The organism is Streptomyces sp. NPDC044061 (assembly GCF_056434305.1).
Genome location: NZ_JBWKFL010000083.1, coordinates 1 through 21,651 on the forward strand (window position 1 = coordinate 1; position 21,651 = coordinate 21,651).

Annotated in this window: 12 protein-coding genes and 1 pseudogene; 5 read left to right on the forward strand and 8 right to left on the reverse strand. The window is 66.1% G+C overall.

Features of this window, described 5'->3' with window-relative positions; all coding sequences use genetic code 11:
- Nucleotides 1-552 precede the first annotated feature (552 nt).
- The 3 genes from AC07CM_RS48075 to AC07CM_RS48085 all read right to left on the reverse strand — a co-directional run bounded on the left by AC07CM_RS48075 (nucleotide 553) and on the right by AC07CM_RS48085 (nucleotide 3,160).
- Nucleotides 553-1,152, reverse strand: a complete 600-nt coding sequence (locus AC07CM_RS48075; protein ID WP_478882913.1) for a hypothetical protein — start codon at nucleotides 1,150-1,152, stop codon at nucleotides 553-555.
- 13 nt (nucleotides 1,153-1,165) lie between these two features.
- Nucleotides 1,166-1,642 carry a hypothetical protein gene (locus AC07CM_RS48080; protein WP_478882914.1) on the reverse strand — a complete coding sequence of 159 codons (477 nt, stop codon included), beginning with the start codon at nucleotides 1,640-1,642 and terminating at the stop codon, nucleotides 1,166-1,168.
- 486 nt (nucleotides 1,643-2,128) lie between these two features.
- Nucleotides 2,129-3,160: a hypothetical protein gene (locus tag AC07CM_RS48085; protein ID WP_478882915.1), complete on the reverse strand. Its 1,032-nt coding sequence runs from the start codon at nucleotides 3,158-3,160 to the stop codon at nucleotides 2,129-2,131.
- Between the two features lie 871 nt (nucleotides 3,161-4,031).
- On the opposite strand from AC07CM_RS48085, the gene AC07CM_RS48090 reads away from it, so the two are divergent.
- On the forward strand, nucleotides 4,032-4,295 hold the full coding sequence (locus tag AC07CM_RS48090) for a hypothetical protein (protein ID WP_478882916.1): 264 nt from the start codon (nucleotides 4,032-4,034) through the stop codon (nucleotides 4,293-4,295).
- A 39-nt stretch (nucleotides 4,296-4,334) separates the two neighbouring features.
- The gene (locus AC07CM_RS48095) at nucleotides 4,335-5,162 is read left to right on the forward strand and encodes a helix-turn-helix domain-containing protein (protein ID WP_478882924.1); all 828 of its coding nucleotides are present in this window, start codon (nucleotides 4,335-4,337) and stop codon (nucleotides 5,160-5,162) included.
- Between the two features lie 202 nt (nucleotides 5,163-5,364).
- On the opposite strand, the gene AC07CM_RS48100 is transcribed toward AC07CM_RS48095, so the two are convergent.
- From AC07CM_RS48100 to AC07CM_RS48110, 3 genes are read right to left on the reverse strand one after another with little or no spacing between them, the layout of a single operon-like run.
- Nucleotides 5,365-7,398 carry a DNA recombination protein RecN gene (locus AC07CM_RS48100; protein WP_478882917.1) on the reverse strand — a complete coding sequence of 678 codons (2,034 nt, stop codon included), beginning with the start codon at nucleotides 7,396-7,398 and terminating at the stop codon, nucleotides 5,365-5,367.
- Complete coding sequence (locus AC07CM_RS48105) at nucleotides 7,395-7,973, reverse strand: ABC-three component system middle component 2 (protein ID WP_478882918.1); 579 nt, start codon at nucleotides 7,971-7,973, stop codon at nucleotides 7,395-7,397. Before AC07CM_RS48105 ends, AC07CM_RS48100 begins: the two co-directional genes overlap by 4 nt.
- A 48-nt stretch (nucleotides 7,974-8,021) precedes the next feature.
- Nucleotides 8,022-8,894, reverse strand: a complete 873-nt coding sequence (locus tag AC07CM_RS48110; RefSeq protein ID WP_478882919.1) for a serine/threonine protein kinase — start codon at nucleotides 8,892-8,894, stop codon at nucleotides 8,022-8,024.
- 1,041 nt (nucleotides 8,895-9,935) lie between these two features.
- Here AC07CM_RS48110 and AC07CM_RS48115 point away from each other — a divergent pair.
- Nucleotides 9,936-12,668, forward strand: a complete 2,733-nt coding sequence (locus AC07CM_RS48115; RefSeq protein WP_478882920.1) for a DnaB-like helicase C-terminal domain-containing protein — start codon at nucleotides 9,936-9,938, stop codon at nucleotides 12,666-12,668.
- Nucleotides 12,669-13,289: a hypothetical protein gene (locus AC07CM_RS48120; RefSeq protein ID WP_478882921.1), complete on the forward strand. Its 621-nt coding sequence runs from the start codon at nucleotides 12,669-12,671 to the stop codon at nucleotides 13,287-13,289.
- Between the two features lie 420 nt (nucleotides 13,290-13,709).
- Here AC07CM_RS48120 and AC07CM_RS48125 read toward each other — a convergent pair whose 3' ends face one another.
- Together AC07CM_RS48125 and AC07CM_RS48130 are read right to left on the reverse strand one after the other, a co-directional pair.
- Nucleotides 13,710-18,593 carry a S1 family peptidase gene (locus tag AC07CM_RS48125; RefSeq protein WP_478882922.1) on the reverse strand — a complete coding sequence of 1,628 codons (4,884 nt, stop codon included), beginning with the start codon at nucleotides 18,591-18,593 and terminating at the stop codon, nucleotides 13,710-13,712.
- A gap of 38 nt (nucleotides 18,594-18,631) precedes the next feature.
- A complete protein-coding gene (locus AC07CM_RS48130) occupies nucleotides 18,632-19,036 on the reverse strand; it encodes a trypco2 family protein (RefSeq protein ID WP_478882923.1) in 405 nt (134 codons plus the stop codon).
- Between the two features lie 230 nt (nucleotides 19,037-19,266).
- Here AC07CM_RS48130 and AC07CM_RS48135 point away from each other — a divergent pair.
- A pseudogene (locus AC07CM_RS48135) lies at nucleotides 19,267-20,012 on the forward strand (transposase).
- Nucleotides 20,013-21,651: the final 1,639 nt, after the last annotated feature.

Here is a 21,651-nt window from a genome sequence, read left to right on the forward strand (position 1 = left end):
GGAGCGGACACCCGCTCGACCGCACCCGCACCAGCCGCCTCACCCGGCTCAGCTACCAACTCGCAGGCTGACCCAGGAATTGCGCACCAGAGTCCACCGTGCAGGAATCACGTCGGGGCCTGGGCACACTGCTGTGCATCACGCATGCCGAACCCGTCACAGTCCGGCTGCGCCCATGCGTCAGGGGCACCGAGCCGGGCCCCTCGGCGTGGGCGCCTGCCCGGCCCTGGCAGATGATCTCCACGCGGGGATGCGCGGTGAGCCACGCGGCGAGCGGTCCCGCTTCATGTCCGGGCAGGACATCGGTCGGACGATGGCGTTTACCGTCCGTGATCGCAGTGGCGTACGACTGTCCGTGCCGGGTGGCGAAATCATCCATACCCAGCACCCGTGGCGTGCTGGGCTGCGGATCTGGCAGTGACATGACCCGGCGCAGCAAGGTCAGCGTCTGCCCCGTCCCCCGTCGCCCTCTGGCCGTGGGCGGCGGTGCCTGACGCGAACGGTGGCCTTAGCTGTGCCGTGCCTGTGGCGCGCAGCGGGCGGCACCCCAGCTCAAGGGACGAGGGCGCCAGCGAGCAGGGACAGGTCGAGCCGGGGCAGACGTCCGGCGTGCGCGCGCAGATGCCGGGCTTCGGCGAGCATCTTCGCCGGGGGAGCGGGAGGGAAGGACGGGCGTGCGGGTATCGGTCCCGGCTCGGTGAGGAGCGCCTCGAACTGGTCCAGGGTGCTGATACGGCGTTCCACGCGGGCCAGCGCCGGCGGCAGTCCGCGCGGCGGCTTCTGCCACAGCAGTGTCAGCTGAGCTCCCGTCAATTCACGCCTAGCGACCAGTTGGTCGATTCGGCGAATGGTCAGCAGATGGGCCCGGGGGACCACAACGTGCCGCACCCCGGTCGCGACACCCCAGGCAGCCGCGGCGAGCCACGCCGCGTTCACCGAGTCCAGCCACAGATCAGGGGAGTTGGTCCCGGGGGCCAAGCGCTTGCCCAGCGCATACAGCATGTCGTGCGCCAGCGCGGCCGGGCTGCCGCTGGCAGGCGTCGGCTGCATGGTGATGCGGCCTTCCCCGGGACGGTGCGCCTGTAGCGCCGCCCGTGTGTAGAACAGGTCATCCCGCTCGTCGACCACGATCGTCACGTCGCTGTACGCCACTGCCACCACCCTCTCATGGCCGCGCGCTGACACACCGCCCAAGGCCTGGAGGCGCCAGGCCGGTCTGTACGGCCCGCGAGGTGGTGCGCGGCGGCCCGCGCTCGCCGGGGCGCCGCGCACCGCGGCCCACTGCTACATGCCGCGCAGCTTGCTGTACACCCAGTTGACGAGGTGGCCTCCACCGCCGCTTCGACGGCCTTCGAGCGTGTGGTGACCTTGCGTTTGGCACGAGCAGCGCAAGGCGGACCTCCTCGAGGCCGCCGGCCGGGCCAAGCGCCCCGGTCCACAGGGAATGGAATGCAGGCAGCGTGCCGACGACTTCAGCCTCGGGCATGCGCGTGAACTTCTGCCAGATGAAGATCCGCGAGGCCAGCATCGGTTCACGCTTGAGGACCTTGTAGCAGTTGCCGCCGCCGGCGAAGATCACCGCGATGTCGGTCTTGCGGTTGTCCCACAGGTGGCGCCAGTACTCGAACGAACTGCGGCCCATCCGACTGGCACAGCGAAAGCCTGCAGGCCCTGGACGCGCGCCGCCGGCATCCGGCAGGAGATGCAGTTGGGCCCTGGTGGCCTCGGTAATCTGCGTATTGAGGTGCTCAGGTGTGTTCCAACAGGCGCCGGATCCCGTCGTGGATGCGCGTGGGAGGGCGCTGCCCAAACACATCGAAGGCCGTCTTGTCGACGAGCAGGACGTCGTCGACGGCCTCGGCGACCGGGAAAATGAGGCTGCCCGGGGACCGGGGAGTAGATCGTTTTTGGCCAGTTTTGGTGGGCGTGGGTAGGCCCCGCGGTGTGGGGGCGTGAGGCCATGGCGTGGTGCGGTGGACGGTGCTACTCCCCTGCGGGGGCTGGGCCGAGGCTGTAGGTGCCGCGGTCGGGAATCGTCGTCAGCTCAGGAGGGTTCGCAACCATGACCAACGCCGAAGCCGCCGACTGGATCACCGCCACGGTGGCCGGAGAGAACTGACGCCACTTCCTATCCTGCGTCACCTGTTGCGGTGTCTGCGGAGTCCCGCGGCATGGGGTCGGCCGCTACGGCGCTGCTGTCGACCTGCTGCTTGAGGAGCAGGATCTCTCCGCACAGGACGTAGGTGTTCAGCGCGCAGAGGTTCGCCGCTTGGAGGGCCACAGAGGCGTGGACGCCTTTGCTGGTCAGCTCGTCGATAGCAGTAAACCGCTCATGGAGACCCTTACCCAGGGCAACGGTTACCTTGGCGGCGGACTTGCTGTTGTTCGCTCGCTTGATGAACTCGAAGAGGCGGTTGCGGTAGGCGGGCTGATCGAGTTTGTGTCCGGACTCGCTGGGCTCGTCCTGTGCTGGCAGGACGTGGTCGACGACCGCCTCCAGGATACGGCGACACGTGGTGAGAGCCTGCGAGAGTTCCTCGGCCGCGGGCCCCTCCGGTGTACGGGCAGCGGCCTCGTTCATGCGCCGGTAGACGGCGGTGAACTTCTCCACTAGGTCGGGGACACCCTCGGCCAGCATCTTGTCGACCTCAGACTTGTAGCTGCCGAAGATCGATTCATTCACGGACGCGTAACCGAAGCGCCGCTCCCAAGCCACCAGGTAGGAGAAGGTGCGCAGCCGTGCTCGGTCCTGAATCTGGCGAAGGGCCATGTCCGCGTTGAAGCCGGCGGCACTGTTCGTGCTGGGCAACTGCTCGGTGAGGTATTCGATGTCGGCGAGTGAGTGGGCCAGCACCATGTCCGACCCGTCGCTCTTCGCGCGGTCTCTCAGGTACTCGCGCATGGCTGAGACGTCAGGGCTCGTACCTTCACGGTCTCCCCAGAGTGACGGGTCCGCCATCAGTCGCTGCATGTCACCGCGATTCTGGCCCGGGTCACCACCGCGGGTCTGCAAGTCGAGCCCGAGCCGTACAGCGGCGTGTGAGTCACCGATGAGGCTGGCTATTCGCACAGCACGTCGGACCGATACCTGCAGCGGGTGATCATCGAACTCGTCCAGAGCTCTGCGGATCAGGGCCAGGATGTGCTCAGTGGAATCCATCGACTGAATGTAATGGCAAGGGGTCTGTGGGACACCAACTGTTGCCCTTGCTCGCTTCCCTGTCCGGGCAGGCCAGCTTCGATGTGTTGCTCGAACAGGGAGGGGCGCTGCCACGACCGGACGACGCTCGCGGTCAGCCTCATCGAGGGCGATGGCCTCCACCGCGGCCAGAGCTGGCCGCGGCACGTGCGCCTTGCTGACTGATCTCATGCCCACTTCCGCTGCAACGGCAACAGCTGCTGGCGTCCGCGACATCCTTGTCGATGCCTGTGAACACCGTGAGATCCCCAGGTTCCGACCGCCGAGCCGGCCACCAGGGTAGCGACGTGGCTGGGACCCGCCCGATTGGCGATGACGTCCCACCAAGAAGAGCCAGTCCGCCGCTGGGGCGGTACCGGCTCTTCGTGGGCAGGGTCACGGGCCAACGTGAGACTGCCGGTTCTCCCTGTTGAGCCTGTTGAGCCAGGAGCTTCCCGGGAGCGCACCGACATGTCGGTGCGCTGCGCATCGTCGCAGGAAGCAACTTGGGCGACAAGAAGCGACGGGACGAAATGAGATGAACTTGCCTGCTGTGAAGGGGCGCATTTTTGGCTCTGTGTGCTTGCTCGGATGATGTGGCCGGTCAGGGGTTGATGCAGGGTGTCCCACCCCAGTAGACCGAGAAGTCGGCCGCTTGGGGCGTCTATCAGAGCCCGGGGCAGAGGCGCATCAATTCTGCTGATCCGCCCGGGGCGGCCCGTGGGGATGGGACGATGCTGTCCGCTCACTGCAGGGCCAACTGCACTGAGCAAAAAGCTTACTTGAGCCAGGAGTATCCCCACCGACGCCCTGCGGCCTGTGCCGCCGGACGTCCGAACCACGGAGCAGTTTTGTGTCTGAGCGTCACCTCGCATGCGTCGCGCGCACCCCTTCCACCACCAGGCGGCTCGGAGGCGGCGAAGCTGCCGTCATCGTGACCGTCCTCGTCGTTGCCGGCGCCCTCGCGCTCATCGGAACGCCGGTCACCCGGATCCTTCAGCTCCTGTCGGGGGCGGGACTACTCGCAGTGGGTCTCATCACGGCCGCCAGTGTGAGCCCCCTGCGCGGTCTCAGCCGGGCAGCACGGGCCCTGCTGACTTCCGGAACCCAGCGCTGAAAGAGCGACGCCATGGCACGTCCAGAAAAGCCCCTCGGTATGAAGAGTCCCCTGGTGGAGCTGGCGGCCTACCTCCGAGAGGGACGCCGTCGTAGAAGGCTGACCTACTCGAAGCTCGCCAGCCGGGCCGGGGACTATAGCGCCACGACACTGCAGCGGGCGGCGTCCGGTCAGCGCCTGCCACGCCGGGAAGTAGCCCGCGCGTACGCACACGCCTGCGGACTCGACGTCGATCAGGTCGATCGCCTGTGGGAAGCGGCCTATCGCGAAAAGCAGCGAGTAGCGCGAGGGGCCCTTCCCCCGGCGCTCCCTCCGCATCTGGTCAGCAGCCTCGCGGACCTAAGCAGTGCCTTGGTGGGCCTGCACGCGAGAAACGGGGCACCGAGCGTCCGGCTCATGCACAAGCGTGCTCGCCAGCACACCTTCGAGTGCACGCCGCTGTCCGCCTCTACTCTCCACCGCATCCTGAACCGCACAACCGTACCGAGCTCTAAGGACAAACTTCACGCCTTCTTGATCGGCTGCGAGGTACCTCTCCCTCAGCGCCAGCTCTGGGAACGGGCCCTCTCACGGGCCCGGCGGCACCACCGAAAGGAAATCGAACTGGCCAGCCAAGCCATGGCCCGTCTGGAAATGAGCTTCTCTGGGGGTACCGGAGGACGCCTTTCCCCAGAGCGAGGCACTCAACTGCTGCGTGGTGCAGGCCTCGATCCGACTGAGCCTTACCGCGGCTTCCACGCCCCGTGGACTGCCCGCTGCCTATGCTGCAACAGCGTCGTGCGCGTGCGGCTTTCAGCAGTTACTCAGGGGCGAGGAGGGTGTCCGGTCTGCCGGTGGAGGGATTCACGCATCTCTAGCCGCGGGTGAACAGCGCACCGGGCCCAGGGCAGCAGCGTCCCGGCCCGCCACTCGTTCTTGTGCGTGCCTACGCCGTCCAAGCCAGTCGGAGGGTGGCCAGCGCCTGGAGCTTGTCGGCGTGAGCTTGGCGTGCTGCTCTTGGGGTTGCTCATGACCCCCAGCCGGAATGGAGCGTCCGGACGGGCCAAGGTCACTGCAGTGGCGTGGAGTTCTACTGGCTGGCCTCTTCTGGTTCTGCGCTGGTCTCGTCCTCGATCAGCCCGTAGGGGGGCTGGTCCTCGTTGCGGCTGTAGCGGGCCACCACGCTGCCTTCCGCGAGTAGCGGCGGGCTGTTGTCGACGATGATGAGCTGCGCCTTGGTGCCTCGGTCTGCCAGCCAGACGGAGAGGTGGTGGTAGAAGTCGTCGATGGCGACGGCATCGGCGATCAGAGCATCGAGGGTGCCGACGCCGTGGCCGAGGTTCTTCTGTGGGCTGTCGATCATGAGGAAGCCAGGGTGCGCGGCGCCGGTTTCGACGGCGATCTCGAAGACAGCCAGCTGCCAGGCCAAGGTCAGGAGCGTGCGGGCGCCAGAGGACGCTTCCTGGTAGGGCTCCCCGCGGACGAACGGTGTGAGGTCGGGCTTGATGAAGGGCTGGCTGAGCTTGGGGTAGCGCCACGCACGCAGGAGGTCGCCGTAGCGACTGCTCACCTGGGCGATGATCCGGTCACGGTCGTACGTCGCATCACCGAGCTGGTCGAGTTCCTCCTTCAAGCGGGCAATCTGCGCCTCGTGCCGCTCCACCACGGCGGCGCGCTTGGCGAGTCCCTCCTGGAGCCTTGCGGTGCTTTCAGCCTGGTCGATGAGGCGGAGTACCTGCTCTCGCCGACGGTGGAGGTCGTCGCGGGCGACAAGGAAGGGCGATACCGAGGGCGACGTTGCTTCGTCCAGCGCGGCGGCCGCCTGCTCCTCAACAACGGCCGCCTCTTCGGCCTGTAGTTTGAGCGTGGCCAGTGCCTCGTCCAGGTCCTCGATGTAGTTGGTGATCTCTTTCAGACGGGCCTTGGTCGATCGGATCTCGGCCGCGACATTGACGCGGTTGCCCTCGGCTTGGCTGCTGGTGTCCGCGGTCCCCAGGGTTAGTGCCCCGTCAGCATCGGGCAGGTCGTGGCTACACATGCTGCACTGCCCGTCAGCGGCGGTCGGCGGGGTCGGCAGACGATTCAGGCAGGCCGGGCAGGTGGTGACGCTTAGAGGGTCGAAGAGCTGCTGGGCCTCGCCCAGCATGCCGAGCTTGAGCAGATCGTCCGCGTACTGCGCTCGCAGCGGCATAAGGCGCGCGATCTGTGTCTCGCAGTCCCGAAGCACCGAGGCCGCCCGGCGGGAGTTGCGTGCGGCCTGCTGGTGCTCGCGACGTAGTTGGGCAGCAAATGCTGTCCCTGCCTGAGCTGCTTGGTCGAGGGCCTGGAGCTGGGAGGTGATGTCAGCCAGCTCCTGCTCGTATGTGAGGGGCGACGAGACGGCCTCGCCGTGGGTGACGGCGGTGGGGGCTTGTTCCTGGACAAAGGAACGCGCTGCTGCGAGTTCGGCCTTGGCCTGGGTGAGCCGGCCGCCAAGTTCTCGGATCCGCTGGCCGAGCTCGACAGCACGGTCGTCGTGGACGCCGAAGACGACGTCGACTACCTGCCGCAGCTTGTGCTTGCGCATGTAGTCGTTCTCGAAGAGGAAGTTTTTATCCGCGACGCGTTCGTTGGGCAGGAACGCCAACCACATCAGGTCACGGAAGCTGAGCGGATCCGTGCGGGACTCACGGCTGGTAGGGGCTTCCCGCAGCTGGACACCTTCGAGCTTGCAGTGGCTCAGCAGGAGAGCCGACAGGCTCTCTGGTGCGCCGGCCGGATCGATCGGCCTGCTCTCGCCTTTAGCCGCGGGCCGACTGTCCAGGGTTCCGCGACGTACGAAGGCGACCTTCGAGGGCTCGCCCACCGACCGCTCGATCACATGCGGTTCACCGGAAAGCTCAACCTCCAAGAGGCAGGAGCGGACCCTTCGCAGTACCTCTTGATGACGGGGGTGCCGCTTGGCACCGAGCCCGTACGCAATGAACTCGAGCACCGCGGTCTTGCCCGAGCTGAACGCCCCGGCGATCACGGACAGGCTCCGCACCTGCTGTTCGATCGTGAAATCGACGTCATAGGACCGGTCGATCCCTGCCAGCCGCAGGCGTCGGATCCGGATGCCGGGAAGCGGCTCCATGACGATCATCCCTCCCAGGACGTTGCAGGCACGCGGGGGCCCGGGCCCAGGACACTCATGAGGGCAGCCGCGGGACCGCCGTGTCCGTCTGGCCGAAGCCACCGCGCGGTCTGCTCCCGCAGCCCCTTGTCGCTGAGCTTTCGGAGACGACGTACGACGATGCTGGCCGCTGTACGGAACGAGGTGGCGTAGGTGGCTGTGAATTGCCCGCCGAGGTCCTTCCCAGCCGCCGTGATCGAGTAAGCGAGAGCGCCATCGCGGTTATCGACCTGGCAGCACCCATATGCGACCAGGAGCGCGAGATCGTGCTGGATGCGTTCTCGACGACTGGTGAACCGTTGCGACGAAGAGGCGTACGCCAACACTTGAGGGTCGAACCCGGCCAGCCGCAGGAGGCTGGCCTCTCGTCCCTCGGAGGGGACCACGAGGAAGGGGTTCGCGGACAGGAAGTCGTAGTAGCCGATGCGCTCCAAGCTCGCACCGCTCGCGTCCTGCTCGGTAACAGCGGCAAGGAGCAGCAGCAGCTGAGCGAGCCGAAAGGGCACCTCGTCCTCCGGCATCACTACCGGCCGGTGTGCTTCCACGACAGGCTCCTCATCAGTTGTCTAGCAGGGGCAGGCGCTCGTGAGACTTCAGCCGTCGGGATGACTGCTCGCGATCCGCCGCCAGTGCTTGACCCAGCCAGCCCGACGGTTGTCGACCAGCCGGTGGACCAACCCCCAGCTGTGCACCAACTCAAGACGCAGCACTTTCGGCAGCTTGTCGTGCTCGCTGCGCACCTCGCGCCAGACCCGCCCATGGAGAGCCTTGATGGCATCCTCGGCAGAGCACTCGTTGAACTGCATCTCCCACACGCCGTGCAGGGTGGCATCAGCAGACCGCAGCGCAGCCACCTCTGCAGGCACAGCCTTGTGCGCGATCTCCCGTGCGACCAGATCGGCGTTGAAGAACTGCTGCTTGGCGGAGTCCAGCTCGACGTGGCCGGCCTCCATCATCTGCCGCACGAACAGAGCCGAGTCGAGCTCTGCCGCCTTGTCATCCTCCACGTCCATAACCAGCCGAAGCTGCTCCTGGACGGGTGCGGCAGGCGCCGGCGTGAAGGGTTCGTAGTAGGCGCGACGCACCTGGTCGCCCTCGGGGCTTTGGAGCTTCTTCACGAGCGCGGTCTCATCCCACAGCTCGATGACGATGTTGTGCTCCCTCTCCTGCTCCTTCTTCCACCGGTCCCACCACTTCGCTGCAGGACCGTCCATGCTGGAGGGGATACACAGGATCCAGATCGCGATGGTGTGACCGTTTGCCGCTGCTGCCTTCAGCCCATTTGCGAGCGACTCACGGATCTGCCGCGACTGTTTGGTCGTGGTGATAGGCATGAAGTACTTGGACTGCCAGACCGTGATGGCGCCCCCGAGGTCGCCGGCGAAGGCGTCGATGCCCCAGTCACCCGGGTTAGCCGCGATCATGCGAACGTTCGGAGTGGTGGCGCTGGCAAGCTGAGCGAGCATCTTCTCGAAGTCTGCTCGCGCACCGTCCGCACTTCCCGTACGGACCTCGTGCACCCCAAAATAGATAGGCGGGACGCCCGCTGCCACGGCTATGGAGCCATCCAACCCGGCAACCCCCACTTCCGGCAGGCAGCCCCGACTATTGGCGTTCAGCCGAGTGTTCCCGCTGCACCACACACAGTAACTGCCGTCAGCGTAGTGGTCCTAGAATCAACCGATCAAGGTGCACGACGCGGGTAGCAGCCGGTGCAGGGGGAGTCATCTCTGAGCGCGCGCGAGGCTGCCATACCTGCGGACCTCGTACAACGGCACATCCAATCGTGGGACCAGCAGGGCGCGGCGGCGGCCGGCGGCCCTCTCGCACACTGCTCCGCTGATGGTCTGCGGGGGAATGTCAGCTGAACTTCGTTGTCTGAGCGTCAGTGGCGCAGGCGCGGCGACCAGGTCGCGCTGACACTGACGGTCTGCGCTTACCCGCCGTTGCTGACATGAGTGGCGAAAGGCCATGTCATTCTCGCGCCGACCGTCACTCCGACCCTGGCGTTACACATTCTGGCCAATGTTATGTACCGTCAGCTAGACTGGGCGGTAGCGTTACATTGTTGGTGGCGCGGTGGCTCCGCACCCGCTGGGCGGCCGACTGCGCCTGACCTTCCCATCGCCAACCCGCTTGCTGCTTCTGCTGTCTGGAGTCCCCGGGTGTCTTCCTCGCGTTCATCCCACACCGCCGGTGAGGCGTCTTCCGGCGCGGCCGTGCCGGACAACCCCGCCGCGGCCTCGACGGAGCCGTCCGACCCGGCTCCGCGCTGGGCGGGCAACTGGCCCCTGAGTTTCCCGATGCCTCCCACCCTGTCCGCAGCGGCCACGACAGCCTCCGAAGACGCTGGCCGCCGACATGGCGAGGACAGTCAACCCGAGTCGGTTGAGGGCATGTTGGACGAGCCGGGAACAACCTCCACCGCCCCTGACGTGGAAACGCCACACGCCCTGGCGCGCACCGGCCCAGCGACGCTGCACGAGGCCCGCAGCAAACTCCGACAGATGATCGACGCCGCCATCGAAGGGCAACCCACACCCCTGGCTCGCGGCCCGCACCGTGCACTGCTCACCGCCCTCGCCCACGCAACCGAACTGGGCTGGGACCTCACCCAAGCCACCACCCACAGCTTCGCGGATGCCCGCAAGAAGCTGGGGGATCTGATTCAGTACGGCGCCGAGGGCCACCCTCAGGTGCTGTGCCGCCACAAGACCCCCGTCGCCGTACTGCTCCCCGCAGCCGCGGACGGCACCCCCACCCCCCCCACGCCTCAAGCCGAGCCCGCACCCGACACGGCAGCTCCGGCTGCAACAGCAGCCCCGGACTCCACCGCACCCCCCACGGGCGAGCAGGCAGTACAGAACCCCCTTCCGACCACGGCAGCCGAGGCCGAAGCTGAGGCCGCCAAAGATCTCGCCCCCGCGCCGACAACTGCCCCGACCGAAGCGGCCGCTGCACCCACCCCGCCCTCAGAACAGCTGGAACCGGCGCCGGCAGCCCAAGGCACGCCTGCTGATACACGCCTTGCCTCACCCGGCACTCCCGCCACACCGACCGCCCCCACCGGCTCGCCGACTGCTGCCGCTCCTATCCCTGCCACCCCCCCGCCCAGCACGCCAGCACTCCAGCACCCGGTCACACCGCCGACCGTCCTCCCCGCACCTCCCTCGAACCCGTCCGAGCCGAGCCTGCCAGCCCCCGCTCCGGCGACGCCCGGTCCCGGCCACGAGGCCACCGTCCCGGCCAGCGGCCTGCCAGCTATCACTGCGCCGCACACCCCGCGACGGCTGGCCCCGCTCGCGCAAGCCCTGGACACCGTCCTTCCCACCGCCGCCCGCACCGGTGAGGCCGCCACACCCACACCTCTGGTGGGCCTGCCGACGGGCATCCGCGCCCTGGACGACATCCTCGGCGGCCTCCAGCCCGGCCGCTTCTATCTTGTCGCCGCCGTCCCAGGCGCCGGGTCCAGCCTGATCGCCACTGCCGTCGCACGCACCAGTGCCCTCGAGCAGCACCAGCCCGTCCTGTACGCCGCCTCCGGACTGACCCGTGCCGACATCGCCGCACGAATCGTCGCCGCGCACCTGCCCGTCGACTACCGCCGCCTGCGAGCCGGCCGCCTCACCCCCACCGAACAGGACGACACCGCAGCCCTCCACCACCACCTGGCCCAAGCCCCGCTGTACATCGACGACGGCACCGACCTGACCACCGACGCGATCGCCGAGAGCGTCCCGGACCTGCCCGGCCTGGCCCTCGTCGTGGTCGACCGCCTGCAGACCGCCGAGGACCCCCGGCTGCCGCTGTCCGGCCCGGCCCAGATCACGGACGCCGCCCAGGCCCTGGCCCACCTGGCCCGCACCCACGAGCTCCCTGTCCTCGCCGCCGTCGACACCGACGACCCCCAGCTGGTCGCCGTGCTCAGCCTCGACATCACCATCATCCTGACCCGCGACGCCGACCAGATCCACGCCACCGTCACCGAACGCGACCTCGGCCCGCAGGCCACCCTCACTCTCCACGCCGACCTTGCCCACGCCCGCATCACCGACCCGGCCACCCCCTCCGCCAGCCCCACCGCCCCAGCGCCGCCCCCGGCCGCGAGCCTGCACACCCCCTCACAGACCCAGCAGGCGCCTCTCCAAGCCCCTCCCAGCCCATCCCCGGACCCCACCGAGCCCGCCCCGACAGCCCACACCGCCGCCCCACGCAGGCCATCGCCCCGCCGCCCCGCCGCACCGCCCCCGCCCGGGGGCAGCTACGCAAACCGGGACTACAGCTACTTCACCGGCATGATCACTCACGCCGTCGACGAAGCCCTCCACGACCACGACGGTGACATCACCGCTGCAACCGAAGCCCTGGTGAAAAAGGCCGTACCGAACGCAATGGCTCTGTTCGAAGCAACCCGCGTGGGCGGAAATTACGAGCACACCGTCTACCCGGAAACCCTCGAATTCCTCCGAAAGAAAACCAAGGACGGCGCCGACGAAATCTGGGAAGGCCGCCACAACTGGACCAACACCCATCTCATGGAAGCCCTACAAAACGGCACCAACCCGCCTATCACCGTCAACGCTCTCGACACCAACGCTAGCTTCCTGTCCGCCTTCAAGACCCACTTGCCCATCGGTGCCCTGATCCACGACCCCAATGGAGGTTTCGACCCCAAGCGCTCCGGCATCTACCGCCTCCCCGCCCGCCCCACCTGGCACCACTCCCACCTGCCCGACCCGATCGGCAACCGTCGCGAAGACGGCCCCGTCCTCCTCGACGACGCCACCATCCGCCTCCTGATCCGCTGCGCCCGCCTCGGCCTGTGTGAAGCCCCGCACATCACCGAGCGCTGGACATCCGGCGCCAGCGAAGGCCTCCTGGAAAAATTCCGCCGCGTCCTGACCGAATCCCGCACCAACGCCCTCAAAGCCGACGACACGGTGACCGTCGAATACATCAAAGCCATGTATTCAAAATTCACCTCCACCATCGGAGAATCAAGCGCAAACCGCGACATCCGCCGACCCGACTGGATGCACATCATCCGCTCCCAGGCATTCGCTAACCTCTGGTATAAATCCCATCGAGCCCACAGCAACGGCCTGACCGTCGTCCGCGTCCGCGGCACCGACGAACTCCACGTCGCCGGCGACTGGCGCACGGTATTCACCGAAGGCCGCCTCACCACTCAGATGAAACAAAAAGACCAATACCCCCTGCCGAGGAAGAGCGCCCGATAGATGTCGACCGACGGCTGGAAGAACTTCGGCAACTACGGCGCGGACCGCGACCCCGGAAACGTCCACGGCAAAATCGCCCTCGCCCGCGCCCTCGAAGACGCCCTCGAACGCCTGATCATCGACGGCGGAATCAAATCCCCGGTCGGCACCCGCCGCGGCCTGAAGGCCCGCATGCGCTACCTCACCACCACCAAAGGCGGCCCCCAGGCCCTGGCCGACGCCGGCATCCATGCCACCCCCGCCACGATCCGCGCCTGGACCCGCGGCACCCAGCGCCCGCGCCCGGCCAACCTCGAAGCGATCGACACCGCCTACTGGAACCTGCGAGCCCACAACGTGCTCACCAACCCCGGCGCCCTCAAGCAACACCTCAACCGCAACGGCCGAGGCACCCGCATCGAGATCCACCCCGTCAACCAGGCAGCCGTCGACGAGCCACGCCGCCGCGACAACCTGAGGATCCAGCACCGGCAGGTCCGCTACATCTGGGACGACGCCGTCGACGCCCTCGTCGCCAGCGACCTGAACACCCTGGAAGACCTCTGGGACGACATCATCGCCGAACTCGACTCCGACTGGGGCGCCTACACCTACGTCTCCTACATCGGCATCGGCGCCTAACACGACCGCCCGCAGCCTGTCTGACCGGCCCCAAGCGGCGCTCGGCGCCCCGCAAGACTGATGGTCTGCGGGGAAGCGCTAGTTGAACGTCGTCGTCTGAGCGTCAGTTGCGCAGGCGCGGTGACCTTGTCGTTGACACTGACGGGCGGTGCTCACTCGTGGCTGGCATGAGTGACGAAGAGCCATGTGGCTTTGTATGTGGGATCTGACACTGGTTGTCTCTCAGGGACGAGAGCACGTGGTGTTGGCGGCGAGCAACATCGCCGAGTTTTGACACCACTTGGGGTCTTGCGGTCGACGACGTCATCGTGGCGGACATCGGCGAAGGCACCGATGGATGGGGTTTCCCGGGCCTCCTACGCGGTCGAACTTACATGACACACCCCTTGGAACTTCAGATGGTCCGCGTACGGTTGGCCGTCAAGGATTACGAGGTCTTATGAGGCCGAGCTGTGTCTGCACATTACGGTTCTCCCACAGCCATCGGGCGCAGACGGCGTTAAATCCACCGACGCTGTTGTCCCGGGCTGTTGTCAGGAGACTGTTCGCCTGTTTGATCAGCGGCCGCGTTTCATGGAGCCAGGGGAAGGGGAATGGATTCGAACGTCGAAGGTATTTCGCAGCGAGTGTGATGGCGCGGCCACGTTCGAATTTCGTCACGATGGATTCATTGCCGTGTGCCTCTTGCAGGACGCGGCAAGCGTCAAAGCAGTCGTAGGCATGTCGGGCCTGATCTGCCGCTTCCATCGCAATGCTGGAATTTGGCTCCGGCTCGGCTTCCTGGAAAGCCCGTTGTTTACTGATCAGTTCGTCAATCCTGTCCAGGTAAAGCTTTCCGAGGCCATTCAGCAGCGGCACGCTGGTGAAGTCCGTAAGTAGTAGCTCCCCGAGAAGGTCAGAATTCCCCTGATCCAAGTCCTCGTCGTCCTCGTCGTGTATATAGGCATCCGCTGTCGCAGGGGTACCCTGGGGCATGGCACGGACGGTTGCGGGATTGTCGAACATTTCGCGGAGCTCCTGCTGTTCCGGTGATTCAGCCAGGCCCCGATGTGTGATGCGTACCTGGTCACTGACCCGGTGCGGGCCGGCGTCCTGCCCGTGTCGCCGACGGTCCAGAAAGCGCCCGACGGCCCCGGCGTAGTCATCGCCAACGATTGTCTCAAAGACGGAGTCGATGGCTTCCCAGTCCACGGGCTGTCCAAGGCGGATCGCGGTCCGTTCGCGGAGGATAACGGCCAGACCGACACGGCCGCTATTACGGAGGACGGCATTGAGGTGCTCGTGTGCCTGGATGAGCTGTCGATACCAGTCCTGGCGTTTATCGGAGGAGGTGTGTTCCACATCGGCCAGTAGTGCCTCTGCGGCAGACAGCCGGGCGAAGCGCCGAATCTCGCCGTTGGGCGCGGTGCGAGCCAGGTACTCGTAGAGGGTGATGGCCTCGTCATAATCCCAGACGTAGCGGTGGAACGCGGCCTCGGCGGCGATCAGCCGCGCTTCGCCGGGCCACAGATCAGTGGCTTGGCTGAAGATCGTGAAGATGGGGGTGTTGTCGACCTGAGGTGCCTTGGTCTGGGGGCCCGGGCCGAACCCGTTCCTCTGGTTCTGTCTGGCCTGCTTGAAGTCGATAATGCCTGTCCAGCGCCGGTACTCACGCTCCAGCCGCGTTTCCAGGATGCATAGTTCGATTGAGGGGCCGTAGCGGTACCGGTGTGCATTGAGCTTCGACTGGCGTTCGCGGTAGAGCGGTTCGATACGGTCCTGTTGTTTCTCTGCTGGCAGCCGTAGGAAGTCCTCGCCGGGCTGCTGGGCGGCGCCGCGCAGACTACCTTGCTCACTCCAGTCTGATTCGAGGCAGTTGAGATCAAGTAGGGCGTGAGCGTGAGACCGCGTATTGCTCATTGCTAGCCAGTTGCGGACCGTCTTGATGCAGGCCCGCCGTCGGGTTTCCGCCTTCGCGCTCGCGGTATCGGTACGTGGCGCGAACCGCCGGATGTCTAGAACCTGCCGGAGCCAGACCTGGTACGAGAAGGTGGATGGGGCGAGCGTCACCGCAGCACGAGCGTATTCTTCGGCCTTCTCCAGGCGGGCGCGGGCCCGACCGATGCCCTGGTTCTCGCGGACTGCGTGAGCGAGGAACCCATACGCCTGGGCCAAAGAGCTCAGGACCTTGGCCGCGTTCTGGTTATCCGGGGAGGGCGCGCCCTCCGGTTTGGGCGCGGGCCTGGGAGTCGCTTCCGGGAGGTGCTCCAGCAGTTCTACGGCTTCCTTGGCGCCTCTCTGCTTCAGGGCCGGGTCGTCGCACCGGGCGTGGAGCTTCCGCATGAGGCGTGCCGCGGAGACGCAGATGTTCAGCGGCCAGGAGTGTCTGCTGCCCCAACTGTGGTCCAACGCCTCCAGGACGAGAGAGCGGGTTTCCAACAGTTCTTCATCGGTGGAACTCTCTTGGAGAAGCAGTATGGCCGACTCGAACAGTCGCATGGACCAGAGAGATAGTGGTTCGCCCTGTTCATGCGCGAGCTTCAGACCGGACGCGGCGTTGCGCACCACGCTGACCAGCTCTCTGCGGCTCTCCGCAGAGTCAGGCAGCGTACGGCTACGTACGCGTGCAATACGGCTGTCGAGCTGAAGCCGAGTGTGGTCGCTGCGCGGCGTGCCGTCCCATGGGAGGTCGTTGGCCACCAACTCATCCGCCTCCCGGACGAGGTCTCGGGCGTCGTCGAGCCGGTCCGCGTCGACCAGAGCGTCGGCCGTGTTGAGCAGCCAGGACACGGCGAGTGTGATGCGGCTGGCTTGGCCGGTTCCCGGTCGGCGTGCACCAGCGAGCACTACGTCGGCAGCGGAGCGACGGGCGTCGAGCAGCCGCACCCGCAGGCCGAGCCGTGTGCCAGTGAGGGCCAGCGAGGCATCCACCGAGCGCAGCAAGGTATGGGGAACCTCATCAGGATCGCAGTCGCCGAGGACGGCAGAGAATTCTTCTGCGGCAGCAACGAAGCCTGCGCCGGTCTCCGCGGCCACGCCTTCGGCGCGGGCAGCCAGGATGACGGACGCCACGGCGTGGTAGAGGCGGTAAAGCGCAGCCAGTGGAGGTTCTTCAACGGCGGAGGCGTCGGACAGAGGCCCGGAAGCGGACAGTGCAACGGGAGGATGCTCGAGATCATCCCGAGATGTTGGAAGGTAGGGAGCGTCGCCAGCCGGTCCGAGGACGAGAGGGCGGATGGTCTCGTGCAACTTTGGGAGCCTCTGGCGGCCGTCGTCCTCGATCCACCCGAGGACCGAGCGGAGCCTGTACCGGAATGCTGGGTCCGCGTTTTCATCGTCGGCGTCGAGTGCCCTTTCGGCGATGAGCAGCAGTGGACGCGCCGCTACGCAGAGGCGTCGGTCCAGTTCTTGGGGATTTAGCTCAGCAGGGAAGAGACGGTCGAGGTACTCGGGGTTGAGAACGGGCGGAGTGAGTGGGTCGTCGTGCATGTCCTCGCCGCGGTTCAGCGCCGCAATGAGGAGGGAGCGCAGCGCCCGTTGGCTGGCCTGCCCAAGGGCGAGGTGTCCCGTTTCGGTGTCGGAAAGGACGCGCGCATGTTCCAGACGCGACAGGAGGTGGGAAAGGCCGACGGAGGAGGACTTCAGGACGTGCCGGGGCAAAGGCATCTGGTCAGCAAGGGCCCAGACTGCGAGGGTGGCGAGCGGTTCGGGGGTGGCATCGACGCTGTCAGACTGCGGAGTTGGAGTGAGGCCGCAGCCGAGTTCGTGCAGGGTCTTGGCCACGCTGGGGATGGAGCCTTCCAGCAGAGCAGTGGCCAAGGACGCCGGATCGGGCACCGCGCCGGCGTCTTCGTTGCGCGTGAGGTAGCTCGCGGCACTTTCGCTGAGGACGCCCGGCAGCCGCAGGCGTCGGTCCTGAATACGGCTCAGGACGTTGTCGCCGTCCACCGTCACACCTTCGCGCGCCATGAGGGCGGTCAGGAGATCGGCGGCCTCTTTGTGCTGGAGTTCCTGCAGCCGAACGTCTATCGGGGGGTCGAGTTGGCCGTCGCCACGAACGTCGCCGAGAGGGACGCGGGAGATGATGATGTCGGCCGTGTTCCGGAAATAGGGGTGGGCGAGCAATTGATCGAGCTCGTTGCGGATCTGGCTGGAGTTGTAGCCCAGCCGCGCGCAGTTGATGACCATGAGCAGAGTGCGCCCCCGAGCGTGCTCGCGTAGACGGTCAATGATCATTCCGGGGCGGGGGTCGCCATCGTCGACCTCGTTGTTCGGATTCACGTCCTGGAGACGGACATCGAGCGCGCAGGCCAAAGCTTCCAGGACGGGGGACTCGGCGCTGGCGTTGGTGACGGTCATCTCCAGAAGCAGCCAGGGTTTTCCTTCCGGCGAAGAGTGCATCACTTTGGGCGTCGCCAGCAGTTCGCGGACGAAGGCCTCTTTCCCGGCGTAACGCGGTCCGTGCACCGGGATGACTTTGCGCTGGCCGAAGCGGCGACGGGCCGACTCTAGTTTGTCCCTATGGCCTTTGAAGAGGTCGTCGGAGTGGGGCCAGTCACTGAAACCGTTGGGCAGGGCCTCGGGGATAGTCGTAGCGCGGCGGCCCGAAACATCGAAGTGTGGACTTTGCGGCGTAGCGAAGGGTCTGGCCAAAGCCTCGGCCAGCTGCGGCTCTTGACCCACATCGCGGAAGGCCTCGGAGGAGCCTTGCGCGGCTATGACGTCGGCGAGGGTGGTGGCCAGCAAACGCCGCCGCTCTCGATCCCTGTGTGTATCCGTGATCAGTGCCACCAAGCGGCCACTCTGGTCGCGGATCAAGGCGCCGGACATGCCCTTCCACCCCTCGGGGCTCCCGGGGCTGGTGGAGGCGACATCAAATGGGACATGCCCGCTCCGCGCGCCGCTCGCTGTCAACAACTGTCCGCTGGCGTGCTCGGTGTCCCGGTCGCCTTCCGGGCGCACTTCCGATTCCGGAAACCCGACCACATCGCAAGTCAGAGGGTGATCGCCGACATCCGCCAATTCGCATGAGCATTCCGGTGCATGCCAGTGTGAGTCAACCACTTCCAGCAAGGCCACATCGAGTATGCGATCCGACCATCGCACCGTGCAGTCGAACCAATCCTCGGTTCCCTCAGCGGTCGCCAACCGTGATTGGAGTATCCCGCCCAACTCTCCGAATTCTTGAAGATCTTCGAATTCTCGGATTACGTGCCAGGCCGTAAGTATTCCCCGATCGCCCACCACCCACCCGGAGCCCGAGCAGCCGACGTTCCCGTTCGGTGAGGCCCATACCTCCACCAGTCGCTCGGGGACCCGACCCATCCCGCTCACCTCTCCGGCAACTACTACGCGGCGGCGCGCTATGGCCTCCTGTCAGGTCGGCTCGCCCCGCTAGCAGTCATGTTCGTTCCTTCGTCATCGATGCTGGTCGACTGTGCATCGCCCTGACGCACATCGGGTCGGCGCCCCACCTCGGCGGAAACCTTCAGGGGCTGCCCGTCCTGGCCGACTGGCTGAAGCGAGACCTTCACGTGGTTCGCCTCCGCTTGCTGAAATTCCGCCTTCCCCCCGAGCGACACGACATGGAACCGCACCCCTGCATCGCCGCCAGCCACCCTCCGCGCTTCTACCAGGAACTCCAGCTCCACCCCTGCCATACCGAAGCGCACAGCCTGGCCCTCACCTTCTACAAGGGCTTCCGCTAGTTCCCGCCGCACCTGGGCGATCGCCGCCGCCAGCGTTGGGCCATCGAAGTCATCAGCCACGGAAACCACCACCCGATTACATAAATCTCCCTAATAAAATCGTACGAACTATCAGCGGCTCGTGCACTTCCTAACCTCGGCCAGCGGATCCGGGAGACGGCCAGTTGAAGCTTCACCTATCTGAGGCAGGTAGTGGGGGTCGCAAAACGCACTGTTCGTGCCTTTGAACTCCGTCAGTGCAGGCTAAAGGGTTGTCCGTAACTGCCGATCACGGATGAGATGATCATGATGTGGCGGGTGTAATCACGGCGTCGGAGCGGTCCTGGATAGCCCCGTTTGCCGGGCTGAACCCGCGACAGTTCGGCAAGCTGATCACCGCGCTGCGGCGTGAAGGAGCTGATTCGGTCCGCAAGGGCCGACCCTGGAGCCTGCCGCTCGAGGACCGGGTCCTGTGGTCGCCGCGTACTGGCGCACCAACCTCACCCTTCGCCAACTCGCGCCTCCGCTCGGGGTGTCCAAGTCGGCCGCGAACCGCATCATCGACCACCTCGGGCCGTCTGTCGCGCTCAGCGCAAGCGGTTCCGCAGGGGCACCGTACTGATCGTGGACGGAAACCTGGCGCCCACCAGCGACCACAGCTTCGCCGAGCAGTCGAAGAACTACCAGTACTCCACCAATCACCAGGTCCTCATCGACCGCCGATACCTCCCTCGTCGTCGCCGTCGGCCGGCCGCTGCCCGGCAACCGCAACGACTGCAAGGCGTGGGAACTGTCCGAAGCAAAGGACGCCGCCGTCGGCAAGACGACCATGATCGCGGACGGCGGCTACCGAGACACCGGTCTGGTCATCCCACACCGCCACGAGCGCGGCCAGGCCGAACCTCCTGCCTGGAAAGAGGAACACAACGCCTCCCACCGCAAGGTCCGCGCCCGCGTCGAGCACGTCTTCGCCCGGATGAAGAGCTGGAAGATCAGGCCCTCCGCCATACGCGACAGGCCCCTGCGCCCCGACGCATCCGACCGCTACGGTGAGTGACCGCCCACCGGCCACCAGGGGCGCTGCCCCGATGTCCGGCGCTCGCGCTCCTCAGGCCCGTCCTGTGATCACCACCGGCTTGGCACAGCGCGAAGCAGGTGCGCCAACGGTCCAGAGCACGCTCGTTGCACAGTCCATGAGGGGCAAGGCGAACAAGCCCCGGAAGGGGGCGACGACACGAAGGACGGCAGGTGCCCGTCGGACCTGGTCGTTCTCGACCGCCGTCACGTGCAGCCGCCGGTTCGCCGAGGTGGTGCTCCCAGCCCGGCCATCCGGGGCCTGCCTTCGGCGGACGGGGGTCGGGATGAGGCTTGGTGTCTGTCTTCGCATGGCGGTCGGCGGGGTGGCCCACGGCCATCGGGGCCGGGGCTGCCGTCCTGCGCGGTGTCGCCGATGTCCACATGGCGGGGTCTTCACCCGTCATGCGGACGTATTCCTCGACCGCTCTACTCGCATCGGCGCGGGCTCCCGGCTCCTGTTTGTGAGGCCGGACGGGCGGGGACAACCGCCGGCTTTCGTGCCGCAGGAAGCTGCGCCATCCGCTGACGGGTGGTCTCACTTGTTACTGGCATGAGTGACGAAGGGCCAAGTCATTCTCACGCCAACCACCACCCTTCCCACCGCCCTGTTCCTTGACCGCACTTGTCCGTGTGCCTTGTTCATCGCGCACCCCCAGGACGGGTACCAGCCCATCCAAAACTTTGCCCGGGCAGCGCGGCCACCCTTCCGGCCCAGGTCAGCGTAGGCGGCCTCGGCGAGGAGAGTGATAAAGAGCGCGGCCGCCTCGGGGTCTGGACGGCCTAGTGCACAGCAGCGTGTCGGGTGGGGGCTGTGGCACTGGGCACGACGGCCCGTACAACCGTGCCGGGGCGCTGGCAACGCGTCCGGGACGCGAGCGCGGTCAGGTGCGAGGGCTGATGGCGATGGTGATGGTGTGACAAGTTCCGTCTCATGCCGACGCCAGACTGCTCGAAAGCACCGTTGGGGTGTACCACGGCGACGAAACTGGCGGAAGACACAAAGGCCCTGCCGGCCTCCCACTAGCTCCCACATACATCTCCCGAGAACCGACCAAAGAAACCGAGAACAAGAAAAACGAGCCTCCGAATTAGGCCCTGGCATTCCGCGTCTCGCGACACAACAATCCGTCCATTTGGAGAATACGATTCGGAGATAATCGGCACAAATACCCAACACCTTGTTACGCCACCTCTTGGGTGAGTGGCAGCTTTCAGGCATCGAGTGTTCCACAAGAGGTCCAGACCACAATCCCAACACGATCCCAACACGAAGAGTAGCAGGTACATAGTTATGTACCGACATTGAGAGCGTTACCTAATGGGTACATAGGGTTGGAAGGCGCTCGGCGCGCATTCAACGCAAGTCAGCTCCACCTCGCCTCCACAGCAGTTGAGCTCGCCAAGAGTTAAAAGCGCAGGTCATGGTAGAGCACCAAGCCAAGCCTGGACGCCAGCGATGCCTCCACTCCACAAAATATGTAACGGCCAGCGATAGCCTGCGTCTATCCCATTAGCCAGCCTGTAACGTCGCGGAGCGGCGTTACAAACCGTCGCGGAGCGGCGGTGCAACTCTCCGTCACGTAGTGACGGCGCGTCATGTCTCCGGAGGAGACGGCGCG

What these genes read in the sequence shown, in the direction of transcription:
- AC07CM_RS48120 (WP_478882921.1), top strand. Translation starts at nt 12,669, where the DNA reads ATGTCGACCGACGGCTGGAAGAACTTCGGCAACTACGGCGCGGACCGC.
- AC07CM_RS48085 (WP_478882915.1), bottom strand. Translation starts at nt 3,160, where the DNA reads ATGGATTCCACTGAGCACATCCTGGCCCTGATCCGCAGAGCTCTGGAC.
- AC07CM_RS48080 (WP_478882914.1), bottom strand. Translation starts at nt 1,642, where the DNA reads ATGGGCCGCAGTTCGTTCGAGTACTGGCGCCACCTGTGGGACAACCGC.
- AC07CM_RS48095 (WP_478882924.1), top strand. Translation starts at nt 4,335, where the DNA reads ATGAAGAGTCCCCTGGTGGAGCTGGCGGCCTACCTCCGAGAGGGACGC.
- AC07CM_RS48125 (WP_478882922.1), bottom strand. Translation starts at nt 18,593, where the DNA reads ATGGGTCGGGTCCCCGAGCGACTGGTGGAGGTATGGGCCTCACCGAAC.
- AC07CM_RS48100 (WP_478882917.1), bottom strand. Translation starts at nt 7,398, where the DNA reads ATGATCGTCATGGAGCCGCTTCCCGGCATCCGGATCCGACGCCTGCGG.
- AC07CM_RS48115 (WP_478882920.1), top strand. Translation starts at nt 9,936, where the DNA reads ATGATCGACGCCGCCATCGAAGGGCAACCCACACCCCTGGCTCGCGGC.
- AC07CM_RS48110 (WP_478882919.1), bottom strand. Translation starts at nt 8,894, where the DNA reads ATGCTCGCTCAGCTTGCCAGCGCCACCACTCCGAACGTTCGCATGATC.